The organism is Streptomyces sp. TLI_171, from assembly GCF_003610255.1.
GTDB lineage: Bacteria > Actinomycetota > Actinomycetes > Streptomycetales > Streptomycetaceae > Kitasatospora.
On sequence record NZ_RAPS01000001.1, the window covers coordinates 7,200,704 to 7,227,227 of the forward strand.

Annotated in this window: 30 protein-coding genes and 1 pseudogene; 19 read left to right on the plus strand and 12 right to left on the minus strand. The window is 75.3% G+C overall.

From position 1 onward, the window contains the following. Window positions 1–57 precede the first annotated feature (57 nt). From BX266_RS32020 to BX266_RS32030, 3 genes are all read left to right on the plus strand, one after another. Complete coding sequence (locus tag BX266_RS32020; RefSeq protein WP_099905608.1) at window positions 58–1,491, plus strand: DUF11 domain-containing protein; 1,434 nt, start codon at window positions 58–60, stop codon at window positions 1,489–1,491. A gap of 87 nt (window positions 1,492–1,578) precedes the next feature. After that, a complete protein-coding gene (locus BX266_RS32025; protein WP_099905610.1) occupies window positions 1,579–1,833 on the plus strand; it encodes a lipopolysaccharide assembly protein LapA domain-containing protein in 255 nt (84 codons plus the stop codon). Window positions 1,834–2,163: 330 nt separating this feature from the next. Further along, entirely contained in the window at window positions 2,164–2,385 is a 222-nt protein-coding gene (locus BX266_RS32030; RefSeq protein ID WP_099905612.1) for a DUF6479 family protein, read from the plus strand. A gap of 251 nt (window positions 2,386–2,636) precedes the next feature. Here the strand turns inward: BX266_RS32030 and BX266_RS32035 are convergent, their stop codons facing one another. Beyond that, window positions 2,637–3,374: an SDR family oxidoreductase gene (locus BX266_RS32035; protein WP_099905614.1), complete on the minus strand. Its 738-nt coding sequence runs from the start codon at window positions 3,372–3,374 to the stop codon at window positions 2,637–2,639. A 107-nt stretch (window positions 3,375–3,481) separates the two neighbouring features. Here BX266_RS32035 and BX266_RS32040 point away from each other — a divergent pair, with 107 nt between their 5' ends. Next, complete coding sequence (locus BX266_RS32040) at window positions 3,482–3,964, plus strand: Rrf2 family transcriptional regulator (protein WP_099905616.1); 483 nt, start codon at window positions 3,482–3,484, stop codon at window positions 3,962–3,964. 235 nt (window positions 3,965–4,199) lie between these two features. Here the strand turns inward: BX266_RS32040 and BX266_RS32045 are convergent, their stop codons facing one another. Both BX266_RS32045 and BX266_RS32050 read right to left on the minus strand, forming a co-directional pair. Further along, on the minus strand, window positions 4,200–5,162 hold the full coding sequence (locus tag BX266_RS32045) for a hypothetical protein (protein WP_099905618.1): 963 nt from the start codon (window positions 5,160–5,162) through the stop codon (window positions 4,200–4,202). After that, on the minus strand, window positions 5,159–5,518 hold the full coding sequence (locus BX266_RS32050) for a PadR family transcriptional regulator (protein ID WP_099905620.1): 360 nt from the start codon (window positions 5,516–5,518) through the stop codon (window positions 5,159–5,161). The genes BX266_RS32045 and BX266_RS32050 overlap by 4 nt, the downstream gene beginning before the upstream one ends. Before the next feature lie 77 nt (window positions 5,519–5,595). Between BX266_RS32050 and BX266_RS39025 the strand changes: the two genes are divergently transcribed. Continuing rightward, window positions 5,596–5,760, plus strand: coding sequence for a hypothetical protein (locus BX266_RS39025; RefSeq protein ID WP_180290692.1), 165 nt, complete (start codon window positions 5,596–5,598; stop codon window positions 5,758–5,760). Between the two features lie 20 nt (window positions 5,761–5,780). Beyond that, window positions 5,781–5,984, plus strand: a complete 204-nt coding sequence (locus BX266_RS32055) for a hypothetical protein (protein ID WP_099905622.1) — start codon at window positions 5,781–5,783, stop codon at window positions 5,982–5,984. Between the two features lie 84 nt (window positions 5,985–6,068). Here the strand turns inward: BX266_RS32055 and BX266_RS39030 are convergent, their stop codons facing one another. Then, window positions 6,069–6,218 carry a hypothetical protein gene (locus BX266_RS39030; RefSeq protein WP_180290693.1) on the minus strand — a complete coding sequence of 50 codons (150 nt, stop codon included), beginning with the start codon at window positions 6,216–6,218 and terminating at the stop codon, window positions 6,069–6,071. Between the two features lie 199 nt (window positions 6,219–6,417). Between BX266_RS39030 and BX266_RS32060 the strand changes: the two genes are divergently transcribed. Next, window positions 6,418–6,783 (plus strand): PRC domain containing protein, encoded by a 366-nt coding sequence (locus BX266_RS32060; protein ID WP_099905624.1) that lies wholly within the window; start codon window positions 6,418–6,420, stop codon window positions 6,781–6,783. A 44-nt stretch (window positions 6,784–6,827) separates the two neighbouring features. Here the strand turns inward: BX266_RS32060 and BX266_RS32065 are convergent, their stop codons facing one another. Then, entirely contained in the window at window positions 6,828–7,634 is an 807-nt protein-coding gene (locus BX266_RS32065; RefSeq protein ID WP_180290694.1) for a hypothetical protein, read from the minus strand. A gap of 193 nt (window positions 7,635–7,827) precedes the next feature. Here BX266_RS32065 and BX266_RS32070 point away from each other — a divergent pair, with 193 nt between their 5' ends. Next, window positions 7,828–8,376 (plus strand): LURP-one-related/scramblase family protein, encoded by a 549-nt coding sequence (locus BX266_RS32070; RefSeq protein ID WP_099905626.1) that lies wholly within the window; start codon window positions 7,828–7,830, stop codon window positions 8,374–8,376. Between the two features lie 24 nt (window positions 8,377–8,400). On the opposite strand, the gene BX266_RS32075 is transcribed toward BX266_RS32070, so the two are convergent. Continuing rightward, window positions 8,401–8,796: a hypothetical protein gene (locus tag BX266_RS32075; protein WP_099905628.1), complete on the minus strand. Its 396-nt coding sequence runs from the start codon at window positions 8,794–8,796 to the stop codon at window positions 8,401–8,403. A 100-nt stretch (window positions 8,797–8,896) separates the two neighbouring features. Continuing rightward, window positions 8,897–10,030 carry a molybdopterin-dependent oxidoreductase gene (locus BX266_RS32080; RefSeq protein ID WP_099908543.1) on the minus strand — a complete coding sequence of 378 codons (1,134 nt, stop codon included), beginning with the start codon at window positions 10,028–10,030 and terminating at the stop codon, window positions 8,897–8,899. A gap of 269 nt (window positions 10,031–10,299) precedes the next feature. Between BX266_RS32080 and BX266_RS32085 the strand changes: the two genes are divergently transcribed. Genes BX266_RS32085 through BX266_RS32095 form a run of 3 tightly spaced genes read left to right on the plus strand, consistent with a single transcriptional unit; the run spans window position 10,300 to window position 12,986 of the window. Beyond that, the gene (locus BX266_RS32085) at window positions 10,300–11,637 is read left to right on the plus strand and encodes a glycosyltransferase 87 family protein (RefSeq protein ID WP_259464957.1); all 1,338 of its coding nucleotides are present in this window, start codon (window positions 10,300–10,302) and stop codon (window positions 11,635–11,637) included. A 52-nt stretch (window positions 11,638–11,689) separates the two neighbouring features. Continuing rightward, entirely contained in the window at window positions 11,690–12,400 is a 711-nt protein-coding gene (locus BX266_RS32090; protein WP_259464958.1) for a molybdopterin-dependent oxidoreductase, read from the plus strand. Further along, entirely contained in the window at window positions 12,384–12,986 is a 603-nt protein-coding gene (locus BX266_RS32095; protein WP_099905632.1) for a cytochrome b/b6 domain-containing protein, read from the plus strand. The genes BX266_RS32090 and BX266_RS32095 overlap by 17 nt, the downstream gene beginning before the upstream one ends. Before the next feature lie 7 nt (window positions 12,987–12,993). Here BX266_RS32095 and BX266_RS32100 read toward each other — a convergent pair whose 3' ends face one another. From BX266_RS32100 to BX266_RS40315, 3 genes and pseudogenes are all read right to left on the minus strand, one after another. Further along, window positions 12,994–13,701 carry a class I SAM-dependent methyltransferase gene (locus BX266_RS32100; protein ID WP_099905634.1) on the minus strand — a complete coding sequence of 236 codons (708 nt, stop codon included), beginning with the start codon at window positions 13,699–13,701 and terminating at the stop codon, window positions 12,994–12,996. Then, the gene (locus BX266_RS40310; protein ID WP_259465181.1) at window positions 13,698–14,423 is read right to left on the minus strand and encodes a DUF2064 domain-containing protein; all 726 of its coding nucleotides are present in this window, start codon (window positions 14,421–14,423) and stop codon (window positions 13,698–13,700) included. Before BX266_RS40310 ends, BX266_RS32100 begins: the two co-directional genes overlap by 4 nt. Continuing rightward, window positions 14,397–15,038, minus strand: a pseudogene (locus tag BX266_RS40315) (glycosyltransferase family 2 protein); the annotation flags it as partial. The gene BX266_RS40310 and the pseudogene BX266_RS40315, both read right to left, overlap by 27 nt. A 271-nt stretch (window positions 15,039–15,309) precedes the next feature. On the opposite strand from BX266_RS40315, the gene BX266_RS32110 reads away from it, so the two are divergent. Together BX266_RS32110 and BX266_RS32115 are read left to right on the plus strand one after the other, a co-directional pair. Beyond that, the gene (locus BX266_RS32110) at window positions 15,310–16,074 is read left to right on the plus strand and encodes a response regulator transcription factor (RefSeq protein WP_259464959.1); all 765 of its coding nucleotides are present in this window, start codon (window positions 15,310–15,312) and stop codon (window positions 16,072–16,074) included. Further along, the gene (locus tag BX266_RS32115; protein WP_099905640.1) at window positions 16,071–17,216 is read left to right on the plus strand and encodes a sensor histidine kinase KdpD; all 1,146 of its coding nucleotides are present in this window, start codon (window positions 16,071–16,073) and stop codon (window positions 17,214–17,216) included. The genes BX266_RS32110 and BX266_RS32115 overlap by 4 nt, the downstream gene beginning before the upstream one ends. A gap of 31 nt (window positions 17,217–17,247) precedes the next feature. Here the strand turns inward: BX266_RS32115 and BX266_RS32120 are convergent, their stop codons facing one another. Next, entirely contained in the window at window positions 17,248–18,303 is a 1,056-nt protein-coding gene (locus BX266_RS32120; protein ID WP_099905642.1) for an NAD-dependent epimerase/dehydratase family protein, read from the minus strand. A gap of 84 nt (window positions 18,304–18,387) precedes the next feature. Next, window positions 18,388–19,224, minus strand: coding sequence for a universal stress protein (locus BX266_RS32125; protein ID WP_180290695.1), 837 nt, complete (start codon window positions 19,222–19,224; stop codon window positions 18,388–18,390). Between the two features lie 373 nt (window positions 19,225–19,597). Here BX266_RS32125 and BX266_RS32130 point away from each other — a divergent pair, with 373 nt between their 5' ends. From BX266_RS32130 to BX266_RS32155, 6 genes are all read left to right on the plus strand, one after another. Beyond that, window positions 19,598–20,707 carry an ABC transporter substrate-binding protein gene (locus BX266_RS32130; protein ID WP_099905646.1) on the plus strand — a complete coding sequence of 370 codons (1,110 nt, stop codon included), beginning with the start codon at window positions 19,598–19,600 and terminating at the stop codon, window positions 20,705–20,707. Window positions 20,708–20,740: 33 nt separating this feature from the next. Continuing rightward, a complete protein-coding gene (locus BX266_RS32135) occupies window positions 20,741–22,339 on the plus strand; it encodes a sugar ABC transporter ATP-binding protein (protein WP_099905648.1) in 1,599 nt (532 codons plus the stop codon). Beyond that, window positions 22,336–23,301: an ABC transporter permease gene (locus BX266_RS32140; RefSeq protein WP_099905650.1), complete on the plus strand. Its 966-nt coding sequence runs from the start codon at window positions 22,336–22,338 to the stop codon at window positions 23,299–23,301. The genes BX266_RS32135 and BX266_RS32140 overlap by 4 nt, the downstream gene beginning before the upstream one ends. Then, window positions 23,298–24,308: an ABC transporter permease gene (locus BX266_RS32145; RefSeq protein ID WP_099905652.1), complete on the plus strand. Its 1,011-nt coding sequence runs from the start codon at window positions 23,298–23,300 to the stop codon at window positions 24,306–24,308. The genes BX266_RS32140 and BX266_RS32145 overlap by 4 nt, the downstream gene beginning before the upstream one ends. Window positions 24,309–24,381: 73 nt before the next feature. Further along, complete coding sequence (locus BX266_RS32150; RefSeq protein ID WP_099905654.1) at window positions 24,382–25,413, plus strand: LacI family DNA-binding transcriptional regulator; 1,032 nt, start codon at window positions 24,382–24,384, stop codon at window positions 25,411–25,413. 28 nt (window positions 25,414–25,441) lie between these two features. Beyond that, the gene (locus tag BX266_RS32155) at window positions 25,442–26,521 is read left to right on the plus strand and encodes an aldose epimerase family protein (RefSeq protein ID WP_099905656.1); all 1,080 of its coding nucleotides are present in this window, start codon (window positions 25,442–25,444) and stop codon (window positions 26,519–26,521) included. Window positions 26,522–26,524 lie beyond the last annotated feature (3 nt).

Here is a 26,524-nt window from a genome sequence, read left to right on the forward strand (position 1 = left end):
CGTAGGTCGCCGCGCTGTGTGTCCTGTGTCGTGACCCGTGATCGAGACGAGGTAGCTGTGCGATCCACCCTCCAGGCCCCCCGGCCCCGTCGCAGACCCCGGCCCGCCCGGGCCGCCGCCGGAGCGCTCGCCCTCGTCCTGGCCGGGACCGCCGCGCCGGTGCTGCTGGCCGCCCCCGCGCACGCGGCCGGGCCGGCCGCGCCCGTCGCCTACGTGGCCAACGCCGGCCGGGGCACCGTGACGGCCGTCGACACCGCGACCCAGCAGGTCCGGCAGATCGCCGTGGGCGCCGACCCGGCGCGGGTCGCGGCCTCCGCCGACGGCCGCCACGTGTACGTCACCGACCACGCGGGCGGCTCCGTCTCGGTGATCGGCACCGACACCGGCGCCGTGCTGGGCGCCATCGCCACCGGCGGCGCCAGCCAGGCCGTCGCCGTCTCGCCCGACGGCGCGCGCCTGTACGTCGGCGACTGGGGCGGGCCGGGCCGGATCTCGGTGATCGACACCGCGGCCGGGACGGTCACCACCACCGTGCCGGTCGGCGCCACCGTCGAGGACGCCGCCGTCTCGCCCGACGGCGCCTCCCTCTACCTGACGCAGGCTCAGGGCGTCACCGTGGTCGACACGCTCACCAACACCGTCGCCGCCACCCTCGCGCTGCCCGGCTCGCCCCGGCAGGTCGCGTTCGCGCCCGACGGCAAGCACGCGTACGTCACCGAGTACGACGCCGGCGTCGTCGCCGTGATCGACACCGCCGCCCGCGCCGTCAGCGGCGAGATCGGCGTCTACGCGGGCGCGGACGGCGTGGCCGTCGCGCCCGACGGCGCGCACGCCTACGCCACCAGCGCGCTCGGCCCGACGGTCACCTCCGTCGACACCGCCACCGGACGGACCGCTGCCGTCGTCGAGACGCCCGACCAGCCCGGCGCGCTCGCCCTCACCCCCGACGGCGCGCAGCTGTGGGTCGCCAACCCGGTGAACGACTACCTGACGGTGGTCGACGTCGCCACCGCCGCCGTCACCGGCCACGTGCACGCCGGCGACCACCCCGTCGACGTCACCGTGGCAGCCCCCGCGCCCCCGGCCCCGCCCGCCCAGGCCGACCTCGCCGTCGCGCTGAACGCCGCCGCGGTGCCCGCGCTGCTCGGCGGCCGGATCGACTACACGCTGACCGTGACCAACCGGAGCACCACCACCACCGCCGCCGGCACGGTCAGCACCGCGATCACGCCGGGCGGCCTCACACCCACTCCGGTCGCCCCCGGCTGCACCGCGGCCCCCGGCAAGGTCACCTGCACCGTCACCGGCCTCGCCCCCGGCGCCACCGCGACCCGGACCTTCAGCCTCCCCGTCGCACTGCTCAGCCTCGGCACCGCCTACAAGGCCACCGCGACCCGCATCGCCGCCACCCCGGCGGATCCCAACCCGGCCAACGACAGCGCGAGCCGCGGCTGCACGGCACTGACCGCACTGATCATCAACTGCGGCTGACCGGCGACCACCGCGGCGCCTCCACCGAGCGGACGGCAGGCCCGGTCGAACGGGCCGTAGTGGGACATTGCTCACATAATGGGCCGTATGGCTGACAAAACGAGAGGTGCGGACCAGCCCCCCACGGTGTCGGTCCGCGGCCGCGACGTACGGATCCGGACGATCGCGTTCCTGCTGCTCGGCGTCCTCGCGATCTGGTTCATCGCCGTGAACACCGCGTCGGTGGAGATCCGGCTCTGGATCCCCACCGTGACGCTGCCGCTGTGGGTGGTGCTGCTGGTCACCCTGCTGGTCGGCGCCGCGCTCGGCTGGATGCTGGCGCGGCGCCGGGCCAGGCGGTAGGTCGGCCCTCGGGTCGCAGCGAGCCTCAGCGGCTCGCCGAGCCGGCCGACACCCAGGGCCGCACCGCCGGCCGGCTCCTGCGGGACGGGCAGCAGACCGCCGAGGACCCCGGGCCGCGCCCGGCGGCGTGGAGTCCGGCGTCAGCGGCACCGGCGGGTGGTGCGTCGAACGCGGCGACCGGGCTGCGCGGGTGTCGGTGTGGGAGGCGGCGGGCGGGGTAGCCGCCTGCGCACACCGGCCGGACGGGCTCGGCGTCGCCGGGTGACCGTGCGGGCGGTGTGCCTCGGGAGCTGTCCCGGGGCAGTTGCCGATCAGCCCAGGAGGAGATTCGTGTTCATCGCCGCTGACGACGGTCCCAACGTGTTCGCCGTGCTGGTCCCCGCGCTGATCGTCGTCGTCCTGATCATCGGCGCTTTCGTCTGGGGCAGCCGCCGGGTCGCCCGCCGCCGGGTCCCGCCGCCGCAGCCCGGACCGGCGAAGGATCGCGCGGAGTCGTGGAGCACCCCGGACGAGGAGCGGCCCCCGGAACGGGACCGCGGCGCCGGGGGCTGACCCCGGGTGCCGGGGCGACGCCCCGCCTGGCGGCCGCCAGGCGGGGCGTCGCGCCACAGGACCGAGGCGCGGAGGGCCGAAAACTCCCGCCGCCGGGAGAGGCTCGGCCGGGCCGAGCAGGGCCACTCGCGACAGCGCACTGCCGGGCCTGGCCGGCCGGTGCCACCCGCAGGCGCTGCATCGGATGCGCTGGGCCGACACCATGCTGACCGCGAGCCGAACGCACCGACCGTCCGCGGAGGGGCGGACCGTCAGTTGGCCGCGGCGAGCCAGTCGCGGTAGCGGGTGGTGGCCAGGCGGGCGCCGGGGCCCGGGGTGAGGACGTCGCCGGGGACGGCGGCGAACAGGCCGGCCCGGTCGTCGACCAGGACGGGGCGGCGGTCGCCGCGGGCGGCCAGGGTGAGGCGGCCGATCTCGTCGAGGGTGAACCGGTCGGGGCCGGCGACGTCCAGGATCCCGTCGAGCGGCGCGCCGGTGGCCACGTCGGCGAGGGCGGCGACCACGTCGGCGCTGGCGATCGGCTGGATCGGCGTCGCGGGCAGGCGCACGGCGCTGTCGTCCGAGGTCCAGGACATGGTCGGTTCCATGAACTCGAAGAACTGGGTGGCGCGGACGATCGAGTACGGCGTCGGGCCGCCGCGCAGCAGCTCCTCCTGGAGCGACTTGGCGCGGTAGTAGTCGAGTTCGGGGACCAGGTCGACGCCGACGATGGAGAGCGCGACCTGGTGGCGGACGCCGGCCCGCTCGCCCGCGGTCAGCAGGTTGCCCACCGTGGTGCGGAAGAAGGCGATGGACTGCTCGTCGAAGGTGGGGGAGTTGGTCGCGTTGACGACGGTCTCCGCGCCGGCGAGCGCCCGGTCCAGGCCGGCCCCGGTGAGCAGGTCGACGCCGGAGGAGAGCGAGGCGGTGGTCACGTCGTGGCCGCGGGCGGTCAGCTCGGCGGCGAGCTGGGATCCGATGAGGCCGGTGCCGATGACGGTGGTCTTCATGGTGTGCCTTCCTTCGTCAGCCGGGCGCGAGCACCCGGCTCAAACTCGGACATCTTCTGTCCGAGATACTACTCGGATATCCTGTGTCCGAGTCAAATGGAGGCGCGATGAAGTTGTCGGGTGGCGTGGAGTGGGCGCTGCACTGCTGTGTGGTGCTGACCGCGGCGGCGGAGCCGGTGCCGGCCGCCCGGCTGGCGACCCTGCACGACGTGTCGCCGAGCTACCTGGCGAAGCAGCTCCAGGCGCTGTCCCGCGCGGGCCTGGTGCACTCGGTGCAGGGCAAGACCGGCGGCTACGTGCTCACCCGGAAGCCCGCCGAGATATCCGTGCTGGACGTGGTGCAGGCCGTCGACGGCGCGAGCCCCGCCTTCGTCTGCACCGAGATCCGGCAGCGCGGCCCGCTCGGCACTCCGCCCGAGCAGTGCACCAGGCCGTGCCCCATCTCCCGCGCGATGGGCGCCGCCGACGCGGCCTGGCGCGCCTCGCTGGCCGCCGTCACCATCGCCGACCTCGCCGCCTCCGTGGAGACGGACAGCGGCCCCGAGGCGCTGCCGACCGTCGGCGCCTGGCTGGCCCGCGACCGCGACTGAGCGGCGCCCGGGTCGGAAGTCGATGCCGTAGGCGTCGCGGACCCGGAACCACTTCTCGGACCCTCGGCCCGTCGAACACCCTGTCGTCCTGTGCGGGCCCGGCTCGCGCAGACGGCGTCCTGGCCGGTTGGGATGCGACGGCCAGAACATCGTCTGCTGCTGCGAAGTGAGTGTTCTTCGGCGTCCCGAGCGATCGGTGCGGGAAGTGCCGGTGCCGGGCCCGATGCCGCCGTGTCTACTTCGGGGTGGGCCGTTCGGCGGTGCGCCGCAGGACGGCGACGGCGGTCACGGTGGCCAGCAGGGCGAGGATCGCGCCGCCCTGGCGGAGCAGGTCGTGGGCATCGGCGTGGGCGCTGCGGTAGAGGGGCGCGGCGACGGGCACGGTCCACGGCAGCACGGCGAGGGCGACGCCGGCTGCGCGAAGGCGGTCGGCGCCGGGGCGGGTGAGGTGCCGCAGACAGCTGAGCGCGATGACCAGCGCGGGCCAGGCGGCGACGGCATAGAACAGCAGCACGAAGGTGGGCGCGAAAATGACCTGGTCGTAGTCGTCGTGCCAGGTGCCGATCCACAGGATGGCGGTGGCGCTCATCGGCAGGGCGACGGCCACGGCGGTGGCGACCAGGCGGGAGCGGTCGCGGCGGGTGAGTTCCACGGCGTCCGGTGGTGCGAGGAGCACCAGGACGCCGCAGGCGGCCCACAGCCAGACCAGGTAGGGGGCGAGGGACGAGCCGAAGTGGAACGAGGCCACGACCGCGAAGCCGCACCGAAGCACAAGGCCGACCAGGACGAGCGCCCGGGCCGCCGTCCAGCGGCCGGCGCCGGCGCACAGCAGCCCCAGGACCCAGGGTGCGGCCCGGGCCGCGTCCCACGCGGCCGGTCCGACACCGGAGTGCGGCTGGTGCAGGAGCAGCGCGGTCAGCAGGTGGACCGCACTGAGGGCCGCGCCGCCGGCCAGGAGGAAGGGCGCGGCGCCGGCGAGGATCCGTCCGGCCGGGTCGCTCGAACCGAGCCCGGTGCGCAGCCGGAGGGCGTGTGCCGCCAGTACGGCCCATTCGCGCAGGGCGGTGCGGCGGTCGGCGTGCTGGACGGCCTCGGCGAGGGCGTCGACGATCTCGTCGCCGTGGGCGGCCCGGTAGCCGGGCGGGTAGAGGCCGCGCAGCGGGAGGCGGCGGACCAGGCGGAGAGACGACTCGGTCATGCCGTTCCCCCGATCACCCGGAGGACCGGGCGGAGGGCGCCGAGTGCGAGCCGACGTTCGGCCTCGGCGGCGTCGGCGCGCAATCGGCGCGTCTCCTCGGCGAGCGTGTCCCGCCCTTGGTCGGTCAGGGCGAAGGTGCGGCGCAGCCTCCCGTTCACGACCTCCTCGCTGTCGACTCGGACGAGCCCTTCCTGGAGCAGCCGGTCGAGGGCCGTGTACAGGGTGCCGGTGAGCATCTTGGTGCGGCCCCCGGTGATCGCCAGGACTTCCTGGACGATGGCGTAGCCGTGCCGGGGCGCGTCGGCCAGTGCGGTGAGCACGAGCCTCGTCGGCTGGTGCAATTGACGGTCTGTCATGTGGCGACTATAGATCAACCATTTAGATATGTCGATGACTTAGCTATGGCGGCCCCCGAGCCCGGGACCGACAGCTGGTGCTGCCCGCCGACCGGGTCGGCTCGATCCGGCTGCACGAGCTGCGGGACCGGGCCAGTTGTCATGGTGAAGTCCTGCACAAGAACCGGCACTTCCACCTTGCGGCCACCGTGCAGCAGCCGGACGGCAGCACCGAGCTCGTCAGGTCGAGATTGGATCGGTGACGATGGGAGAGACTTGGCCCGTGAACCTGGACCGCCGCCCCCTGGGCCTTGCCTTTTCCGAGCCTGCCGCCGACAGCCCGCTCCCGGCCGCCGAGCTCCCGCACCCACCGCTCGCCGAACGACCGCCCTTCCTGGAGCCGGACACCACCACCCCGCCCACCGCCTCCGCTCCGCCGGCCGCCAGGCGCCCGCTCGGCCACGGCCCCCGAACCTCGCAGGCCTGACGGGACCCCAGGTGGGTTCGCCGACCGCGCCGCCGCGCGACTTGACGCGGGGCGAGCCGGCCGGCGGCCCGCACGGGGAGCAGGTCAGCGCCGGTGGCGGGGTGCGTGGTGGTGGATCCGGTCCACCGGCGCGAGTCGGCGGGCGCCGCGATGACGCCCGCTCGGTCCATTGGCCACCTCGACGGCGGCCACCGCGACCAGCACCACCAGACCAAGCAGCAGCAAGAGCATCATGCGGAGCCTCCAACTCGTCGGAACGGCCAGGTTCGTGACGCACCGCCTGCCCCCGATCAACGAGCCGACACCCGCATTCACCCCCGGCGCGTCGAGTCCGGGCCCGTGCTTCGGGGCGGGGGAGATCGCAGGAGTGCCTTCCGGAGCGCCGGGGTAGCCGAGGCACCGTCAGCGAGACGCACGCGAGGTGGAGGCAGTTGTGAGCAGTGGACTGTGGGGCTACGAGGGCGCCGAGGGCTACGCGGTGGGCACCGACCTGACGGGGTACCGGGTGGAGGCGACTGATGGCCACATCGGCAAGGTCGACCGGCACACCGACCTGGTCGACTCCTCGCACATCGTGGTGGACACCGGCCCGTGGATCTTCGGCCGCGAGGTCCTGCTCCCGGCCGGGACCATCGCCCGGGTCGACGCGGCCGAGGAGACGGTGTGGGTCGACCGCACCAGGGACGAAGTGAAGAACTCCCCCGAGTTCGACAAGGACAAGCACACCGACGACCCGGAGTACCGCCGGCAGGTCAGCGACTACTACACCGACGGCTACACCGGCGACGGCAAACTCTGACCCACCTCGTACGGGCCGCCCGGCTCACCTGCACGGCGACGGTGTCAGCGGATACGGCCGCCTTCGGCGACCAGCCATTCGCCGGTTTCCCAGTCGGACGGGCCGTTCTCGATCCGGTAGCACAGGTCGAATCGGATCCCCAGACCCGGCCAAGGACTGACGACTGGTACGACGCGGAAAACCTCCTCAAGGTCGGGGAACGTCATACCTTCGGGCTCAGGAAACATCTGCTCCAGTTCGGCGCGGGTCAGGTCGGTCCAGAGCGCGAACTGCCACTGCGTCCGGGTCACCCACTGGTCGTAGACCAGCTCGAACCTGGGCTCGCGGCCGACGACGAAGTCACTGATGCCGCTGAGGAACTCATCCGATGCCGATGGAAGGACGAACGGCCAGTCCTCGCCGGTGGGATAGCGGTACATGGTGGATGTCGAGGCGAGTGCGGTCGTGAGGTCCCGCCACTGCTCGGGTGAGGTCGCACAGGCGGGCACGTTCACGCCCGTGTGATCGACGCGCCGGACGTGCCCGGCGATGCGGCGAGCCAGGTCCGCCATCTCGACCAGGGCTGACGTGGATGCCTCGGACGCGTCAGCGCCACCCCGCACACCGATGGAGTGACGTGCGTCGAAGGCGACTTCGGGCGCACGCACATCGGCCAGCTGAAAGATCGTCACCGGACGGGCATCGACAGGCTGCGGCGGGGTGAGGGTCAGGCGGTCACCCAGCCTGTCCGCCGCGCCCACGGTGAAGTCGGCGTACGCCACGTCGGCGAACATCGAGTGCAGCACGTCGAGGAAGCTGTGCGATCCCGCTGAGTTGGGCAGAAGGAACGTGATCTCGGACAGGCGATCCATGCGCCCGACCGTAGCCGAATGCGCGTGATTACCAGGGGTGATCACCAAGTCCTGCCTGGCGGCCCGTGGCCCCGGAAAAGATGCGCCGCCGCACAGGCGGAGGTACGAAGGGCCCGCGGACGGCGTACCCCGGAGCGGTAGCGACGTCCGTCGCCCCACCACCGCACGCCCACGCCGAGGAGAGGACACCGGGATGTTCGAGGAACGACGGGCCCGCCGCCAGGCCAACCGCGCTTTCGACCACGGCGAGGGGGTCACCCGCTACCGGATGCAGCAGAAGGTCCTCGCGATCGGCGACGACTACTGGATCGACAACGAGGACGGCGACCACGTCTACAAGGTCGACGGCAAGGCCCTGCGGATGCGCAAGACCTTCCACATCGAGGACCGCAGCGGACGGCGCGTCGCCACCGTGCAGAGCCGCCCGCTGCGGATCAAGGACTCGATGGAGATCGAGGACGCCGACGGCAAGCGCATCGCCATGGTGAAGAAGGCCCTGATCAGCCCGATCCACGACCGCTGGCTGATCAAGCAGGAGGACGGCCCCGAGCTCACCCTGCACGGCAACATCCTCGACCACGAGTACACCATCGAAGACGACGGCACCAAGATCGCCGAGGTTTCGAAAAAGTGGTTCCGTCTCCGCGACACCTACGGCCTGGACATCGGCCCGGACGCCGACCACGCCACCGTCCTGGCGGCGGCGATCGCAATCGACGCGATGTCCCACCCCGGAGATTGACAGCCGAACACGGGGTGTTGCGGATCAGTGCGGCCGGCGGCGGACCCGGGCCGCCAGCGCGAGGAGGGCGGCGGCCAGGGCGGTGGCGGCGAGGAAGAGGAGCCAGTTGCGGAGGTAGGGGAGCGGCAGCAGCGTCGGGTTGCCGCGGTCGTCGCCCGAACGGAGGACCGCCGGGACCGCCACGGTGCTCACCGCCGCCGCGACCAGCAGCCACCCGCGCAGCAGCGGACGGCGGACGGCGGCCGCGCCGACGGCGCAGACCAGCGGGAGCCACAGGCCGTCGTGGACCACCACCAGCCCGGCCGCCCAGAGCAGCACGGGCAGCGGCTCGGTGACGTACGGGTCGGTGAGCAGGCCGACCAGGCCGCAGCCGAGCAGGGCCAGGCCGCCGAGGGCCAGGGTGACGCGGACGACGCGCATGTCAGGGGTTCTCGATTCGGGTGGTCCGTCGGGTCGGTGGTGGGCCGAGGCGGTTCGGCCGTCAAGGGGTGTCAACGGGCGGGGCGGGTGGTTGCGCGGGTCAGGTGGCCTCGATGCGGGCGACCCATTTGGTCTGCAGGACACCGGGGCGGTTCGGGGCGATGATGCGGGCCGGGAAGCCGTGATCGGCCGTCAGCTGCCCTCCGTCCAGGGCGAGGGCGAGCAGGGTGAGCGGATCGTCGGCGTAGGCGGCGGGCATCTCGGTGACGCGGTACGGGCCCGCCGTCTCCAGGGAGGTGATCCGGACCGCGGTGCCCGGCGGGATTCCGGCGCGGCGCAGCAGGGTCGAGAGCCGTACGCCCGTCCAGCGGGCGTCCGCGCTCCAGCCCTCGACGCAGGCGATCGGCAGGTGGGCGGTGGTCTGCGGGAGGGCGCGGAGTTCGGCCAGGCCGATCCGGTAGGGGCTCGGCCCGGTGACGGCCAGGTGCCAGTCGGCGGGGACGGCGGTGGTGCCGGCCTGGGCGGCGGTGCGGTTCACCGGAAGGGGGTCGCCGCCGCTGCCCGGGCGGCGGGGTGCGAACAGGTCGAGCGGCCGCAGCGGGCCGACGGACTGGCCCGCGGTGGTGAGGGTGACCGCGCCGACGGCGGCCGCCACCCCCGCCAGCAGGGCCCGGCGCTCGGCGAGCCGGACGGACCTGACGCGCCGCCAGTGCGCCGCGATCACCGGGGCCTTGACGGCCAGGTGCAGCAGCAGCGCCCCGGTCGCCGTCCAGCCCACCCAGTAGTGGGTCTGCCGGAACGGGAACGGCCACGGGTACCACTGGAGCGTGTTGAGCAGGCCGGTGAACAGCTCCAGCAGCACGGCGGCGACCAGCACGGCGATCGACAGCCGTTCCAGGGCGTGCCGCACGCTGCGGGCGGGCGGCCACTCGAAGAGCCGCGGGTACACCGTCCACAGCTTGGCGCCCGTCAACGGGATCGCGGCCAGGCCGCTGATCACGTGCAGGCCCTGGGTGACCCGGTAGCCGGAGACCGGCCGCGCGGGCAGCCGGCCCGCCAGCCAGGACGGCGGGTCCTGCAGCAGGTGGCTGATCAGACCGGTCGCGAAGCACAGCAGCAGCGCCGCGCCGAGCCAGCGGCCCAGCACCACCGCGGTGCGCGGCTCGTGCGCGGCCGAGCGGAACGCGCCGGGGCGGAACGGGCCGCGCCGCAGCGCCTCCGGCGGGGCGGGCAGCGGCGGGTCGAAGCGCCGCGCGGCGGGGGAGGGTTCGGAGTCCACGCTGCCATCGAAGCGTGTCCGGCCGCCGCGAGCGCGCTTCGACGTGCTTACGGAATCCGAACGGCGCGACCGGCCCCACTGCCCGGCGGCGAGTGCCGACGGTGCGTCGGGCACTCGTGGCCGGGCGGGCGCTGACGGTGCGTCGGTCGGCGCAGTGGTTACGGAACGCGGACGGCGCGCCCCGCTGCCGCCGGGCGGGGCGGCTTCGGTGCGAAGGTGGGGCGGTGACCGCACGCCCCGTCCTGTTCTGCACCCTGGCCGTCCTCGCGCTGGCCGGGTGCCTCGCGCTGACCGTCACCGTCGGCGGCACCCTCGGCAACCGGGCGCCGCTGTACGGCTGGTACGCCGCCGACGCGGCCCTGTTCGCGGTGGCGCTGCTCCTGCTGCGCCGGGTGCCGCCGCGGCTGGTGCCGCGCATGGTGCTGGCGGGCGGCGTGCTGGTGGCCGCGGCCGGGCTGCTCGCCCCGCCCCGGACCAGCGACGACGCCTACCGGTACGGCTGGGACGGGCGGGTGCAGGCGGCGGGCGTCTCCCCGTACGCCCACCCGCCGCAGGACCCGGCGCTGGTGCGGCTGCGCGACCCCGGCCGGTTCCCGGTCGGCGACGGCTGCGACGGGTGGGACGAGCGGCGCACCGCCGACGGGGCCTGCACCCGGATCAACCGGCCCGCCGTGCACACCGTCTACCCGCCGCTGGCGGAGGTCTGGTTCCTCGCCCAGCACCCGTTCGGCGACCGGGTCCGGGTCGCCCAGGCCTTCGGGGCGGCGCTGGCGCTGGCCACCGCCGGGGTGCTGCTCGCCGTCACCGGCGGGCGGCGGCGGGCCGCGCTCTGGGCGTGGTGCCCGGGCGTCGCGGTGTGGGCGGTCAACGACGCGCACGTGGACACCCTGGGGGTGCTGCTGACGGTCGCCGGTCTCGGGTGGGCGGCCCGCGGCCGGGCGGCGGCCGGGGGCGCGGCGCTGGGCGCGGCCACCGCGGTGAAGCTGCTCCCCGCGCTCGCCCTGCCCGGCGCGCTCTCCGGGCTGCTGGCCCGCCGCCCGACCCGCCGCGACCTGGTGCTGTGTGCGGCGGCGCTCGGGGTCTTCGTCCTCTCCTATCTGCCGTACGTGGCGGCGTCCGGGGCCGGGGTGCTCGGCTACCTGCCCGGGTACCTGCACGAGGAGGGCTACCAGCAGGGCAACCTGGGGCGGTTCGGCCTGCTGCGGCTGGTGCTGCCCGACCCGCTGGTGCCCTGGGCCGCGGCCCTGGTGCTGGCCGCGCTGGTGCTGCGGGTGCTGCGCCGGGGCGACCCGCGACGCCCCTGGCGGGGCGCCCTGCTGGTGACCGGCGGCGCCCTGCTGCTGATCGGCCCCGAGTACCCGTGGTACGGGCTGCTGGTGGTGGCGCTGGCCGCCCTGGACGGCCGGTGGGAGTGGCTGACGGTGCCCGCCGCCGGGCAGCTGCTGTACCTGGCAGGCGGCAGCGAAGTGCAGCAACTCGCCTACGGGGCGGCGCTGCTGACCGTCCTGGCGGTGGCCGCGCGGCGCTCGCTGCCGCTCCGCGCACAGATGACGGAAGTCTGACGGCGCACCCACGCCCCTGGCCAACGGCGGCCCCGCCTGGTCGAATCACCCCGTGGACGACGACAACGACGAGAGACGCGGCGCGCCCGTGGGCCGGCGGGTGGTGCTCGGCCTGCTCGGCCTCGGCGCGGCCGGCGTGGCCGCCGGGCCCTGGCTGCAACGCGCCCAGGACGCCGTGGCAGGCAGCGACCCGACCGGCCTGACCGGGCTGCTCCCCGGCGGCGGCTTCCGCTACTACTCGGTGACCTCCTCGGTGCCCGAACGCGGCGAGCACGACTACACCCTCACCGTCGACGGCCTGGTCGACCGCCCCGCCACGCTGCGCCTCGCCGACCTGCGCGCCCTCCCGCAGCGCCGACTCGTCCACGACGTCCAGTGCGTGACCGGCTGGCGGGTCCCCGCCACCCCGTTCGAAGGCGTCCCGCTGTCCGCGCTGCTGGACGCCGCCGGAGTGCGGCCGGAGGGCCGCGCGGTCAGCTTCGGCTGCTTCGACGGCGCGTACACCGAGAGCCTCACGCTCGAACAGGCCCGCCGTGAGGACGTCCTGGTGGCGCTGCGCATGCAGGACAACCCGATCGGCCACGCGCACGGCGGACCCGTCCGCCTGTACGTCGCCCCCATGTACTTCTACAAGTCCGCGAAATGGCTCTCCTCGATCACCGTCACCGACACCGTCCGCCCCGGCTACTGGGAACGGCTCGGCTACGACGTGGACGCCTGGGTCGGACGCTCGAACGGACGCGACGATGCCCCGACCAGCTGACCGCCGCCCCCGCTTCACCCCCGCCCAGCGCTGGGCCCACCGGGCCACCGCCACCCTGATGCTGGCCTGCCTGGCCACCGCCGCCTGCCTCTACCTGCCCGCGCTCTCCCAGCTCGTCGGCCGCCGGCGCCTGGTGGCCGGCCTGCACGAATGGTGCGGCGTGCTGCTGCCCGTACCGCTGCTGCTCTCCCTGGCCTCCCGGGCGATGCGCCGTGACACCCGCCGCCTCGGCCGCTTCACCGCCGCCGACCGGGGCTGGCTGCGCGCCGTCCGCCACCGCCTCCCGCACCGGCCCGCCGGCAAGTTCAACGCCGGGCAGAAGCTGTACGCGCAGTGGACGCTCGGCGCGATGCTGGTGATGCTCGGCACCGGCCTGCTGATGTGGCTCACCCACTTCGCCCCCGCCCAGTGGCGCACCGGCGCGACCTTCGTCCACGACTGGTTCGCGCTCGCCGTCGCCGTGGTGACGATCGGTCACCTGCGGATGGCCTACCAGGACCGTGAAGCGCGGCGCGGCATGCGCACCGGGTCGGTGGACCGGGAGTGGGCGCAGCGCGAACACCCGCAGTGGAGCGAAGTCGACTGACGGTACGTCAGGGGCGGCGCAGTGACAGGAAGACACGGCCGTGCGAGGTCCACCGGTCGGCCTCCGCCAGGCCGGCCGCCCGGGCGTGGCGCGCCGTCGCGTCCGCCCCACAACGGGCCCACCGGAACGGCGGGCCCGCGCCGTCCGGGTCCTCCACCCGGACGGTGACGACCTCGTCCACCGGCTCCGCGGCGACCTCCACCAGCGCCAGCCCGCCCGGCGCGAGCAGCGCCGCCGCGCGGCCCAGCAGGGCGGCCGGGTCGCCGCCGATCCCGAGGTTGCCGTCGGCCAGCAGCACGGCGCCCCAGCGGCCCTCGGCGGGCAGCCGGTCGAACACCGAGCGGCGCAGGGCGAGACCGCCCAGGCCCGCGGTGCGGTCCACCGAGGCCGCGCAGATGTCCACCCCGAGCGCGGGCACGCCCGCCTCCAGCAGCGCGGCCACCAGGCGGCCCGGCCCGCACCCCAGGTCGAGCACCGGAGCGGCCAGGCCCAGGCAGCGCAGCACCAGTCCGTGATCCGCGCCCGCCGCGGGGCCGCACCACCGGTCCACCTCCAGCACCACCCGCGAGCCGTCGCCCCGCCGCAACCACAACGGCCCCCGCCCGGCCCGCACCGCCCGCCCGAACGGATCGTCCACCCACGGCACCGCGGCATGCTCGGCAGTCGGGAGGTCGTCCCCCCGCGGCGGCGTGGACGCCTTCGTCACGGCGTTCACGAGGTCGGCTCCGGGTGGGGAGGTGAGAGAGGGGGGACGGGGTGGGGTTCGAGGGTGCGGAGGTGGTGGAGGCGGGTGGCGAAGCGGGTGGCGGGGGAGTGGGCGGCGACCCGGGTGGCGTCGGCGGGGTGGTCGACGTCCAGGAGGCGGGGGAGGTGGCGGACCGTCAGGTCGTGGGTGCGCAGGCGGTCCAGGACGGCGCGGCCGGTCTCCGGGGTGGACATCGGGACGTCGTGCAGCAGGGCAGCGGCCAGCGGGGCGCTCGGGCGGGCCAGGCCGAGCGCCCAGAAGCCGCCGTCCTCGGCCGGGCCGAACCACGCGTCCACCCCGGCCCGCTCGGTCGCGGAGAGCGGGGCGGCGAGCACGGCCGGGTCGAGCTGCGGGGTGTCCATGCCGACCAGTAGCGCGGGGGCGTCCGGGGCCAGTCGCGCGGCGTGGGCGAAGGCGGCGGCGAGCCGGCGGTCCAGGCCGCCCGCGCACTGCGGGACCACCTCCCAGCCGAGTGGCAGCCACCTGCCCGGGGCGCCGTCGAGGACCAGCAGCCGCCGCCCGGCCGGGACCTGGTCGAGGGCGGCGAGGGTGTCGGCGAGCGCGGCCTCCGCCAGCTCGGCGGCCTGTTCGGGCGTGAACGGCGGGGTCAGCCGGGTCTTCACCCGGCCGGGGACGGGCGACTTGGCGATCACCAGCAGGGTGGGCGGCGGGGCGGCCAGCACCGCCCGCATGTCGCGGACCGCCTGCCGGGTGCCGCGCACCGTGCCGGTCACCTTGGAGCGGCCCGCGCGCGGCCGGTAGTCCACCGGCGTCTCGGCGATCCGCAGGCCCGCCGCCGCCGCGGAGAGCACCATCTCCAGCGGATAGCCGGACCGCCGGTCGCCCAGGCCCAGTGCGAGCAGCCGGCTCCGCCGTGCGGCGCGCATCGGCCCCAGGTCGTGCAGCGGGGCACCCGTCTGCGCGCGCAGCCGCCGCGCCAGCACCAGGTTCGCCAGCCGGGCGTGCGGCGGCCACGCCCCGAACGCGGTCGGCCGCCGCCGGCCCAGCACCAGGTCCGCCGTCCCCGCCGCGACGGGGGCCACCACCCGCGGCAGCTGCGCCGGGTCCAACGAGCCGTCACAGTCCAGGAAGCACACGTACTCGGCGTCGGCCGCGAGCAGCCCGGCATGGCAGGCCGCGCCGAACCCGCGGCGGGGCTCGGTCACCACGGTCGCGCCCAGTTCGGCGGCGATCCGCGCCGAGCCGTCCCGCGAACCGTTGTCGACCACGATCGCCCGCCAGCCGGCCGGCACCCGGCCCAGCACCCAGGGCAGCGCCTGCGCCTCGTCCAGGCAGGGCAGGACCACGTCAACCGAGGACTGGAGAGGGGAGGGGGACGGGAACGGGAGGGGGACGAGGACGGGAGAGGGAGCGGGAGGTGGGACGGGACAGGCAACCGGGGCGGGGGCTGTGGAGGAGTCACGACGGCCACGCTAGTCACGGCCGGGGCCGTCGCGGCCGAGCCGCGCCCTTACGGAAGTCGGACGTCCGCCCGCGCCGGCGCCGGGGATCTTACGGAACGCGAACGGCGGCCCCGGCCCGGCCGTCCGGTGGCGCGGGCCTCGTATTCTCGGGCGGGTGAACCACAGCCCCGCCACCGCCGAACCGCCGGAGCCCGCCCGGATCCTGGTCGTCGACGACGATCCCACCGTCGGCGAGGTGGTGGCCGGCTACCTGACCCGGGCCGGCCACCGGGTCGACCGGGCCGAGGACGGCCGGCGCGGGCTCGACCTGGCCGAACGGGACCGCCCGGACCTGCTGGTGCTCGACCTGATGCTGCCCGGGCTGGACGGCCTGGAGGTGCTGCGCCGGCTGCGCGCGCTGCCCGACCGGGCCGATCTGCCGGTGGTGCTGCTCACCGCCAGGGGCGACGAGGCCGACCGCATCCTCGGGCTGGAACTGGGCGCCGACGACTACGTCACCAAGCCGTTCAGCCCGCGAGAACTGGTGCTGCGGGTCCAGTCGGTCCTGCGCCGGGCCCGCGCCGCCGGACCGGCCGGCGGCCCGGCGCCCGCCGCCGAGCCGCTGCGCTCCGGCGACCTGGCCCTCGACCCCCGGGCCCGTCGGGCCCACCGCGACGGCCGTGAACTCGCGCTCACCAGCCGGGAGTTCGACCTGCTGGCGTTCCTGCTGCGGCACCCCGGGACGGTGTTCTCCCGGCAGGAGCTGATGCAGCGGGTGTGGGGCTGGGACTTCGGAGACCTGTCCACCGTCACCGTCCACGTCCGCCGGCTGCGCGAGAAGATCGAGGACGACCCGGGCGCGCCCCGGCTGATCAGCACCGTCTGGGGCGTCGGCTACCGCTACGACCCGGCCAGGCCGCCGCAGGGCGGTGCGGCGTGAAGGACCTGCTGCTGATCGCCCTGTTCGCCGCGCTCGGCGCCGCCGCCGCGGGACTGCTCGGGCTGGCCGTGCTGCGCCTGCTCCGTGGGCGCTCGCTGGCGCTGACGCTGTTCGCGGTGGCCGTGGTGAGCGTGCTCGCGGTGACCTCCGGGACCTTCGCGGTGGCGCAGGCGATGTTCCTGTCCCGCCACGACCTCGGGGTGGTGGTCACCGTCCTGGGCATGGCGTCGGTGGTGGCGCTGCTGACCGCCGCGCTGCTCGGCCGGCAGGTCGCGGCGGGCAGCCGGGCGCTGGCCCGGGCGGCCCGCACCGTCGGCGGGGACGGCGGCTTCACCCCGCCGGACCGGCCGCTGGCCCGGGAGCTCGCCGCGGTCAGCGCGGAGCTCGCCGCGACCAGTGCCCGGCTGGCGGAATCCCGGTCGCGAGAGCGGGCGCTGGACGCGTCCCGGCGCGAGCTGATCGCCTGGATCTCGCACGACCTGCGGACCCCGCTGGCCGGCCTGCGGGCGATGGCCGAGGCGCTGGAGGACGGCGTCGCCGAGCAGCCCGAACGCTACCTGGGCCGGATCCGCACCGAGGTGGAGCGGCTCACCGGCATGGTCGACGACCTGTTCGAGCTCTCCCGGATCCAGGCCGGGGCGCTCTCCCTCTCGCTGTCCAGGGTCTCGCTGCTCGACCTGGTCGACGACGCGCTGGCCGGCGCCCACCCGCTGGCCCGGCAGCGCGGCGTCCGGCTGGAGGGGCAGCAGGTCGCCGCGGACCCGGTCGAGGCCGACCCGCGCGAGATCACCCGGGTGATCGGCAACCTGCTGGTCAACGCGATCCGCGCCACCCCGCAGGACGGCGTGGTCGCGGTCTCCGCCCGCCGGGAGGCCGACACGGTGGTGCTCGCGGTCACCGACGGCTGCGGCGGCATCCCCGAACCCGACCTGCCCCGGGTCTTCGAGACCGGCTGGCGCGGCACCCCCGCCCGCACCCCCCGGGTGCCCGCCCCCGGAGCGCCCGACACCGTCGACAACGGCGCCGGCCTCGGCCTCGCCATCGTCCGCGGCATCGTCGAGGCGCACGAGGGCCGGGCCCGGGTCCGCAAAGTCGACGGCGGCTGCTGCTTCGAGATCAGCCTGCCCGCGGCCCGCCGCTGACCGTTCGCGGCGGGCCGCGGCCGACGGGCCGTCAGCCGCGCAGCGGCGTGGTCGCGAACTCGGTCAGTCCGGCCCGGAAGGACACCTGCGGGCGCCAGTCGAGTTCGGCCCGGATCCGGGCGGAGTCGGCCGTCACGTGCCGGACGTCGCCGAGCCGGTACTCGCCGGTCACCACCGGGTCCGGGCCGCCGAACGCGGTGGCGAGGGCCGCGGCCATCGCGCCCACGGTGCGGACCTCGCCGCTGCCCACGTTGTAGGCCCGCGCGCTGCCCGGAGCGCGGTCGGGCAGCGCGCGGAGCGCGGCGGCGTTGGCGGCGGCGACGTCCGAGACGTGCACGAAGTCGCGGCGCTGCCCGCCGTCCTCGAACACCCGGGGCGCCTCGCCGCGGGCCAGGGCCGAGCGGAACAGCGAGGCGACGCCCGCGTAGGGGGTGTCGCGCGGCATGCCAGGGCCGTACACGTTGTGGTAACGGAGCGTCAGGACCCGGCCGCCGCAGGCGCGGGCCCAGGCGGCGGCCAGGTGTTCCTGGGCCAGTTTGGTCGCCGCGTAGACGTTGCGCGGATCGGCGGGGGCGTCCTCGGCGACCAGCCCCGGCAGCAGCGGCTCGCCGCACCGCGGGCACGGCGGTTCGAACCGGCCCGCGTCCAGCTCCCGCGGCAGCCGCGGTCCGGGCGCGACCGGCCCGTGGGCGCCGCAGCGGTAGGCGCCCTCGCCATACACCACCATCGACCCGGCCAGCACCAGGTCCCGGACGCCGCGCCGGGCCATCGCCGACAGCAGCACCGCCGTCCCCAGGTCGTTGCACCCGGCGTACGCGGGGGCGTCGTCCAGGTCGACGCCCAGCCCGACCATCGCCGCCTGGTGGCACACCGCCGACACGCCCTCCAGGGCGGCCTCGACCGCCGCCGCGTCCCGCACGTCGGCGTGCCGGAACTCCGCCCCGTCCGGCACCGCCGTCGGCCGCCCGGACGGGTGCACCGCCGGCAGCAGCGCGTCCAGCACCCGCACCTCGTGGCCGCCGGCCAGCAGCGCACCCGCCACCGCAGAACCGATGAAACCCGCCCCGCCCGTCACCAGGATCCTCATGCCGGTCGACGCTACCCAGTGCGCGGACGGAATCCGGGCGACCTGCCGGGGCGTCACCGATCGGTAAGGGAACGGGGGAGGGCGTCAGCGGTGCGGGACCAGGGCGACCGGGGTCTGGCACTGGTGGACGGCGGCGCGGGCCAGCTGGCCGAGGCGGTGGTGGGGGCGGCCGAGGACCAGCAGGTCGGCGGTCGCGGCGGCGGTCAGCACCGCGTGGGCGGGGGTGCCGAGGACGGTCTCCACGGTGAGGTCGACCTCGGGGTGGGCGGCCGCGGCGGGAGCGGTGGCGAGGGTGAGTTCGTCCCGGATCGCGGCGGACTGGGCGTCGACGTCGACGTTCGGCGGGACCCAGCCGGGGACCGCCGACCAGAACGGGACCATCTCCCAGGCGTGCACGGCCCGGACCCGCCCGCCGAGCCGTTCGGCCTGCGCGAGGGCGAACTCCACGGCGGCGGGGGAGGTCTCGGCGGACAGGCCGACCACCACCTCGGGCTGACCGGACGCCGGCACCCGGGCGTCGTCCGGCACCAGCACCACCGGGGTGTCGGTGTGCGCGGCGACGGACCGGCCCACCGAGCCGACCAGCGAGCCGTGCTCGGGTGCGCCCAGCACGGCCAGTTCGTACTCGGCGGCGGCGGTGACCAGGGCGTCGGCCGGGTCGCCGGCGGCGGCCTGGGTGGCGACCTCCAGCCCGGGGTTGGCCTTCAGCAGCTCCGCGGCGAGCGTGTCGAGCTCGTCCGGCCCGGGCTCGCCGAGGGCCGGGTCCAGCGGGTCGCCGACCGTCGCGGCGTGGTCCAGCCACGGCCGGGCCCGCAGCACCGTCAGGCCGGTCGAGCGCCGGGCGGCCTCCGCCGCCGCCCAGTGGGCCGCGGCCCGGGACTGTGCCGACCCGTCGTAGCCGATCACGATTCCCTGCGTCATGTCGTCCGTCCTCTCTCCGGTTCGGCCCTCGGCTACCCCCCGGAGCGGATCGCACGCCTGGCAGATCGGATCGGTGTGCATGTCATTCGGCTCGCTTCACAACGTTGGAAATTCGGCGCGCAGGCATCACAGCAGGCGGGGCGGCCGATGTCCAGACCTCTCGCACCGATCGCCGCCGGGCGGCGGTTGTCGCGGCCACATGCCGTGCAGGTCACGGTAGTTGACGCGACCTCAGCGGCCCGGGGCGAGCTTCGGAGAGCGCTGCGCGAGTTCTTGACACCGTCCGGGCGGATGGCTCATCGTCCCCTTACATCGTTGGAAACCGGCGGGTAGCCGGTGCTTCCCCCATGCAGTCAAGGATGTGATCGGGCGTATGAACCCCACCCTGCGCGCCAAGTCCGCCGTCGCCGCGCTTCTCGTCGCGGGGCTGTGCCTGTCGGCGGCCGCCTGCACCAACCAGGGCTCCACCTCGGCGTCCGGGGCCACCCCGGGATCCGGCGACAACAGCGCGGCCGCCCAGCAGGTGGTGTCGCCCGCGGCGAGCGCGAGCGGTCCCGGCTGCACCGCGGACACCTACGGCGCACCGAAGGCGGACCTGACCGACGGGAAGACCGTGGTCGGGTTCTCGCAGTCGGAGTCCACCAGCAACCCGTTCCGGGCGGCGGAGACCGCCAGCATCGAGGCGGAGGCGAAGAGGCTCGGCGTGAAGCTGATCGAGCGGAACGCGAACGCCGACGTCAACGCCCAGAACGCGCAGATCCAGGACATGATCGCGCAGGGCGCGCAGGTGCTGATCGTGGCGCCGGAGAACTCGGACGGCCTGGGCCCGGCGCTGGCCGCGGCGAAGGCGAAGAAGATCCCGGTGCTGACCATCGACCGGACGGTGACCGGCGCGGCCTGCAGCGACTTCGTCGCGTTCATCGGGTCGAACTTCTACGGTCAGGCGCAGATCGCCGCCGACGACCTGGCCGGCGCCACCGGCGGGCAGGCGCACGTGGCGATCCTCCAGGGCACCCCCGGCAACAACGTGTCCGCGGACCGCACCAAGGGGTTCACCGACCAGCTGGCCGCCAAGTACCCGAACATGCAGGTGGTGGCCTCGCAGACGGCGAACTTCGACCAGACCGAGGGCCAGAAGGTGATGGAGCAGCTGCTCCAGGCGCACCCGGACATCACCGCGGTCTACGCCGAGAACGACGGCATGGCGCTGGGCGCGATCCAGGCGATGCGCTCGGCCGGCAAGGCGCCCGGCAAGGACATCAAGATCGTGTCCATCGACGGGATCCGGCAGGCCGTGCAGGGCGTGGTCGACGGGCAGCTGGTCGCCGACATCGAGACCAACCCGCGGTTCGGCCCGCTGGCCTTCCAGTCGCTGAAGGACTTCTACGGCACGGCCGGCGTCCAGCCCAAGGTGATCATCAAGGACGGCCACTTCACCGCCGACAGTGCCCGACAGGCCCTCGCCCAGGGCCTCGTGTACTGACCGGCCCGCCGCCGGACCCGAGAGGAGGACCAGATGGACCAGACCGAGCAGGCCGCCCCGGTCGGCCCCGTACTGGCGGCGACCGGGATCGACAAGAGCTTCGCGGGCGTCCACGCCCTGCGCGGCGTCGACCTGGCGCTGCACGCCGGACGGGTGCACGCCCTGGTCGGCGAGAACGGCGCCGGCAAGTCCACCCTGATCAAGGTGCTCACCGGCGTCCACCGCCCCGACGCCGGACGGATCGAACTGGCAGGCCGGGAGGCGGAGTTCCGCACCCCGCAGGAGGCCCAGCGGGCCGGGGTCTCCACGGTCTACCAGGAGGTCAACCTGGTGCCGATGATGTCGGTGGCCCGCAACCTGTTCCTCGGCCGCGAACCGCGCCGGCGCGGCCTGCTCGACATCCGCCGGATGAACCGCGAGGCGGCCGAGCTGCTGGCCCGCTACGGCGTGCACCCCGACGTCACCCGGCCGCTGCGCGAACTCGCCCTGGGCGCCCAGCAGATGGTGGCACTGGCCCGCGCCGTGCAACTGGACGCCCGGGTGGTGGTGATGGACGAGCCCACCTCCTCGCTGGAGCCGCGCGAGGTGGACACCCTGTTCGGGGTGGTCCGCGACCTCACCGCGCAGGGCATCGCCGTGGTCTACGTCAGCCACCGGATGGACGAGCTGTACACCGTCTGCGACGACGTCACCGTGCTGCGCGACGGCCGGGCGGTGCACACCGGCCGCCTCGCCGACCTGCCCCGGCTGGACCTGGTCGCGCTGATGCTCGGCCGGGAACTCGGCGCCGCCCGCGACCGCACCGCCCGCACCCACGACGCCCGCCGCGCGCACAGCGCCGACACCCCGCCGGTGCTGCGCGCCCACGACCTGGCGGTCCGGCACAAGGTGCACGGCGTCTCCTTCGAGCTGCACCGCGGCGAGGTGCTCGGCCTCGGCGGACTGCTCGGCTCCGGCCGCAGCGAGACCGCGAAGGCCGTGGTCGGCGCGCTCGGCGCGGACGCCGGCCGGGTGGAGGTGGCCGGCCGGGTGCTGGCCCGGCGCAGCCCGGCCGCCGCGATCCGGGCCGGCCTGGCGCTGCTGCCCGAGGACCGCAAGGCGGAGGGCATCGTCCCCGGCCTGTCGGTGCGGGAGAACATCGTGCTGGCCGCGCTGCCCCGGCTGTCCCGGGCCGGACTGGTCTCCCGCGCCCGGCAGGACGAGATCGTCGACACCTTCATGGCCCGGCTGCGGATCAAGGCCGCGAGCCCCGAGCAGAAGGTCGCCGACCTGTCCGGCGGCAACCAGCAGAAGGTCCTGCTGGCCCGCTGGCTCTGCCTCGCCCCGAAGGTCCTGCTGCTGGACGAGCCCACCCGCGGCATCGACGTCGGCGCCCGCGCCGAGGTGCAGGCGCTGATCGACGAACTGGCCGAGGACGGCCTCGGCGTGCTGCTGATCTCCTCCGACGCGGAGGAACTGGTCGCCGGCGCGGACCGGGTGCTGGTCCTGAAGGACGGCCTGGTGGTCGACGGACTCACCGGCGACGCGGTCACCGCCGACCGCCTGCTGGCCGCCCTCGCCCAGGAGGGCCCGTCCGCTGACGGGCCGTCAGCGGGCCCCACCCCCGACGAGTCGAACGGAGCGTCCCGATGACCGCCCTCGCCCTGGCGGGCGCCGTCCGCGGCCGCGGCCCCGCGCTGCGGCTGCTGCGCCGGTACGGCGTGTACGCCGCACTGGCCGTGCTGTTCCTGGCGGCGGTGGTGCTCGACACCGGGTTCCTGTCCGCCGGGAACGTCCGGATCCAGCTGTTCCAGGTCGCGCCGACGCTGCTGGTCGCGCTCGGGATGGCGCTGGTGATCGGCACCGAGGGCATCGACCTGTCGGTGGGCGCGGTGATCGCGCTGGCCGCCGCGGTGGTGCCGCTGTACATCGGGTGGGGCCTGCCCGTGGCGCTGCTCGTCGCCGTCGGCCTCGGCGCGGTGAGCGGCCTGGCCGGCGGTGCGATGGTCGCGTTCACCCGGGTGCAGCCGATCGTCGCGACGCTCGCCCTGATGATCGGGGTCCGCGGCGTCGCCTCGCTGATCAACGGGGCCTCCGCCAAGCCCGTCACCGACCCCGCGCTGCTCTCCCTCGGCTCGGACGCCTTCGCCGGCGTCCCGCTGACGGCCTGGCTGGCGGCCGGGTGCGTGGCGCTGACCGCGGTGCTGGTGCACCGCACCACCTTCGGGCGGCAGCTGGTCGCGGTCGGCGACAACCGGCGGGCGGCCCGGCTGGCCGGACTGCCGGTGCGGCGGGTGCTGCTGACGGTCTACCTGCTGTCGGGCGTGCTGGCCGCGCTGGCCGGGACGGTGATCGTCGGCCACGGCGCGGAGGCCGACCCGGCGAACCAGGGCCGCAACATCGAACTCGACGCGATCACCGCCGTCGTGGTCGGCGGCACCCCGCTGGCCGGCGGCAGCGTCCGGGTGCTGGGCACCGTCGCCGGGGCGCTGTTCATGCAGCTGATCACCGCGGTGCTCACCCAGCACGACGTGCACAGCTCCATCACCAAGATCGTCGAAGCGGCCGTCATCTGCTTCGCCGTGTACGCCTCCCAGGAGCGTGGTACCCGATGAGCCCCACCACTCCGGCCGCCCGGCCGCTGACCCGCCGTCGCCCGACGGGCGCCGAGACCTCCGCCGAGCGCCTGGCGGCCCGGATCCGGCGGCACGGCGCGCTCAGCGTGCTCGCCCTGGTGGTGCTGCTCGCCGCGGTGTTCTCGCCCGGCTTCGCGAGCACCGACAACCTCGGCGCGATCCTCGGCAACAACGCCTTCGGCTGGCTGCTGGCGCTCGGCTTGACCTTCGTCATCCTCACCGGCGGCATCGACCTGTCGGTGGGCTCGATGTACGCGCTCGGCGGCGTGCTGGCGGCCTGGGCCGCCCAGCACCACGGCACCTGGGCGGCCGTGCTGCTGCCGCTCGCGGTCGGCGCCGCCTGGGGCTGCGTGCACGGACTGCTGGTCGCCCGGGCCGGGATGGCGCCGTTCATCGTCACGCTGGCCGGCCTGCTCGGCGCCCGCGGCCTGCTGCAGCTGATCACCGGTGAGGGCACCACCACCTACCTGGTGCCGCGCGAGTCCGCGTTCCGCGCCCTCGGCGAGGGCACCTGGACGCCCGTGCTGATCTCCGCCGCCCTGTTCGGCCTCGGCGCGGTGCTGCTCACCCGCACCCGGTTCGGCGCCGTTACCACCGCGATCGGCGGCAACGAGCACGCCGCCCGGCTGATGGGCCTGCCCGTCGCCCGCACCAAGACCCTGGTGTACGTGCTGTCCGCGACCCTGGCCTGTGCGGCCGGCGCGCTCGGCAGCGCCCGGCTCGGCTCCGGCGTCACCACCGTCGGCGTCGGCTACGAACTCACCGCCATCGCGTCCGTCGCCATCGGCGGCACCCTGCTCACCGGCGGCAGCGGCACGATCGGCGGCACCGTCGCCGGCGTGCTGCTGCTCTCGGTGATCCACAACCTGATCGACCGCTCCGCCTCCCAGTACGGCTCGGCCGTCACCGACACCGTCAACGGCGCGTTCCTGGCCGCCGTGGTGCTCGCCCAGGCCCTGCTGGACCGCGGCCGCCGGGACGAGTGAGCCCCCCACCGCCGCACACCGATCCGCACGGGGCCGGGCGCCCCGACCGAGCCGAGAGAGAAGGCGCAGGGCCGTGGGCGTGAGCCTCAAGGACGTCGCGATCCGGGCCGGAGTGTCCGTCAAGACCGTCTCCAACGTGGTCAACGACTACCCGCACGTCAGACCCGGCACCCGGGACCGCGTCCGGCAGGCCATCGACGAGCTCGGCTACCGCCCCAACGCCACCGCCCGCCACCTGCGCACCGGCCGCAGCGGCATCATCGCGCTGGCCGTGCCCGAACTCGGCAACCCGTACTTCGCCGACCTCGCCGCCGCCGTCATCGACGCCGCCGCCCACCACGCCCACACCGTGCTGCTCGACCACACCGCCGGGCTGCGCAGCAAGGAGACCCTGGTCTCGCAGGGCTTCCGCTCGCACCTGATCGACGGACTCATCCTCAGCCCCATCCACCTGGAGACCGCCGACCTGCTGGACCGCCCCGCCCGGCCGCCGCTGGTGCTGCTCGGCGAGCGCGAGTACGACGCCCCGTTCGACCACATCGCCATCGACAACGTCGCCGCCGCCCGGCTCGCCGTCCGCCACCTGCTGGGCCTCGGCCGCCGCCGGATCGCCTTCGTCGGCGCCCGCCGGGACAGCCGCCGCCAGCCCGCCCACCTGCGGCTGCGCGGCTGGCGCGAGGAGATCCTGGCCGCCGGGGGCCACCCCGGCGAGGACCTGGTGATCGCCACCGACGGCTACGACCGCCTGGACGGCGCCGTCGCCATGACCCGCCTGCTCGACCTGCCCGAACCGCCCGACGCCGTGTTCGCCTACAACGACCTGGTCGCCCTCGGCGCGCTGCGGGTGCTCGCCGAACGCGGGGTCCGGGTCCCCGAGGAGATCGCCGTCGTCGGCTTCGACGACATCGAGGACGGCCGCTACGGCGCCGTCACCCTCACCACCATCGCCCCCGACAAGGCCGCCATCGCCCGCCTGGCCGTGGACTGCCTGATCGCCCGGATCGAAGCCGCGCCCGACCGGGCCCCCTCCGGGCCCCGCCGCATCCTGCCGAGCCACACCCTGGTGGTCCGCGAGTCCACCGCCGGCCGCGCGCCCCGCCCCTGACGTTCCGTCGCCAGTGAAGGAACCCCCGTTGCCGCTCCCGTCCGTCACCCGCAGCCCGTTCGGCACCCTGGCCGACGGCACCCCCGTCGCCCGCTGGACGCTCGACGCCGGCACCGGCGTCCGGGCCGAAGTGCTCGACCTCGGCGGCATCCTGCACCGCCTGGACGTCCCCGACCCGGACGGGCGGTCCGCCTCCGTCGTGCTCGGCCACGCCGCGCTGGACGGCTACACCGCCGACACCGCCTACCTCGGCGCGCTCATCGGACGGTACGCCAACCGGATCGCGCACGGCCGGTTCCGCCTCGACGGCCGCACCCACCGCGTTCCCGCCACCGACCGCGGCCACGCCCTGCACGGCGGGCCGGGCGGCTTCCACCGCCGCCGCTGGCAGGCCACCGCCGCACCGGGCCGGGACGCCGCCGCACTCCGCCTCGACCTGCGCAGCCCGCACGGCGACATGGGATTCCCCGGCGAACTGCACGTCACCGCCGTCTACACCCTCGACCGCCGCGGCACCCTGCGGCTGGACTGGACCGCCCGCACCGACCGCCCCACCCCCGTCAACCTCACCCACCACGCCTACTTCAACCTGTCCGGCCCGGGCAGCGGCGGCGTGCACGCCCACCGGCTGACCGTCGACGCCGACGCCTACCTGCCCGTCGACCCCGCCGCCATCCCGCTCGGCGCACCCGCCCCCACCGCCGGCACCCCCTTCGACCTGCGCACCCCACGGCCGCTCGGCGAACGCCTCGACCACCCCCACCCCCAGCTGCGCCGGTCCGGCGGCTACGACCACTGCTACGTGCTCGCCCCGCCGCCCGCCCCCGGCGCGCTGCGCCGCGCCGCCCGGCTCCACGACCCGGGCAGCCGCCGCGAATTGGAGGTGTGGACCACCGAACCCGGCCTGCAGGTGTACACCGGCAACGGTCTCGACGGCCGCCCCCACCCCCGGCACGCCGGACTCTGCCTGGAGACCCAGCACTTCCCCGACTCGCCCAACCGGCCCGGCTACCCGGACACCGTGCTGCGCCCCGGCGCACCGCGGCGCAGCACCACCGAGTTCCGTTTCCCGCACCTGTCCCACTCCCGGGCGGGGGAGCGGACATGACGG

Coding starts and splice junctions, on each gene's coding strand:
- BX266_RS32025 (WP_099905610.1), top strand. CDS start 1,579: ATGGCTGACAAAACGAGAGGTGCGGACCAGCCCCCCACGGTGTCGGTC.
- BX266_RS32035 (WP_099905614.1), bottom strand. CDS start 3,374: ATGAAGACCACCGTCATCGGCACCGGCCTCATCGGATCCCAGCTCGCC.
- BX266_RS32040 (WP_099905616.1), top strand. CDS start 3,482: ATGAAGTTGTCGGGTGGCGTGGAGTGGGCGCTGCACTGCTGTGTGGTG.
- BX266_RS32045 (WP_099905618.1), bottom strand. CDS start 5,162: ATGACCGAGTCGTCTCTCCGCCTGGTCCGCCGCCTCCCGCTGCGCGGC.
- BX266_RS32050 (WP_099905620.1), bottom strand. CDS start 5,518: ATGACAGACCGTCAATTGCACCAGCCGACGAGGCTCGTGCTCACCGCA.
- BX266_RS39030 (WP_180290693.1), bottom strand. CDS start 6,218: ATGATGCTCTTGCTGCTGCTTGGTCTGGTGGTGCTGGTCGCGGTGGCC.
- BX266_RS32065 (WP_180290694.1), bottom strand. CDS start 7,634: ATGGATCGCCTGTCCGAGATCACGTTCCTTCTGCCCAACTCAGCGGGA.
- BX266_RS32070 (WP_099905626.1), top strand. CDS start 7,828: ATGTTCGAGGAACGACGGGCCCGCCGCCAGGCCAACCGCGCTTTCGAC.
- BX266_RS32075 (WP_099905628.1), bottom strand. CDS start 8,796: ATGCGCGTCGTCCGCGTCACCCTGGCCCTCGGCGGCCTGGCCCTGCTC.
- BX266_RS32095 (WP_099905632.1), top strand. CDS start 12,384: ATGCCCCGACCAGCTGACCGCCGCCCCCGCTTCACCCCCGCCCAGCGC.
- BX266_RS40310 (WP_259465181.1), bottom strand. CDS start 14,423: ATGCGGGCGGTGCTGGCCGCCCCGCCGCCCACCCTGCTGGTGATCGCC.
- BX266_RS32120 (WP_099905642.1), bottom strand. CDS start 18,303: ATGAGGATCCTGGTGACGGGCGGGGCGGGTTTCATCGGTTCTGCGGTG.
- BX266_RS32125 (WP_180290695.1), bottom strand. CDS start 19,224: ATGACGCAGGGAATCGTGATCGGCTACGACGGGTCGGCACAGTCCCGG.
- BX266_RS32130 (WP_099905646.1), top strand. CDS start 19,598: ATGAACCCCACCCTGCGCGCCAAGTCCGCCGTCGCCGCGCTTCTCGTC.
- BX266_RS32135 (WP_099905648.1), top strand. CDS start 20,741: ATGGACCAGACCGAGCAGGCCGCCCCGGTCGGCCCCGTACTGGCGGCG.
- BX266_RS32140 (WP_099905650.1), top strand. CDS start 22,336: ATGACCGCCCTCGCCCTGGCGGGCGCCGTCCGCGGCCGCGGCCCCGCG.
- BX266_RS32145 (WP_099905652.1), top strand. CDS start 23,298: ATGAGCCCCACCACTCCGGCCGCCCGGCCGCTGACCCGCCGTCGCCCG.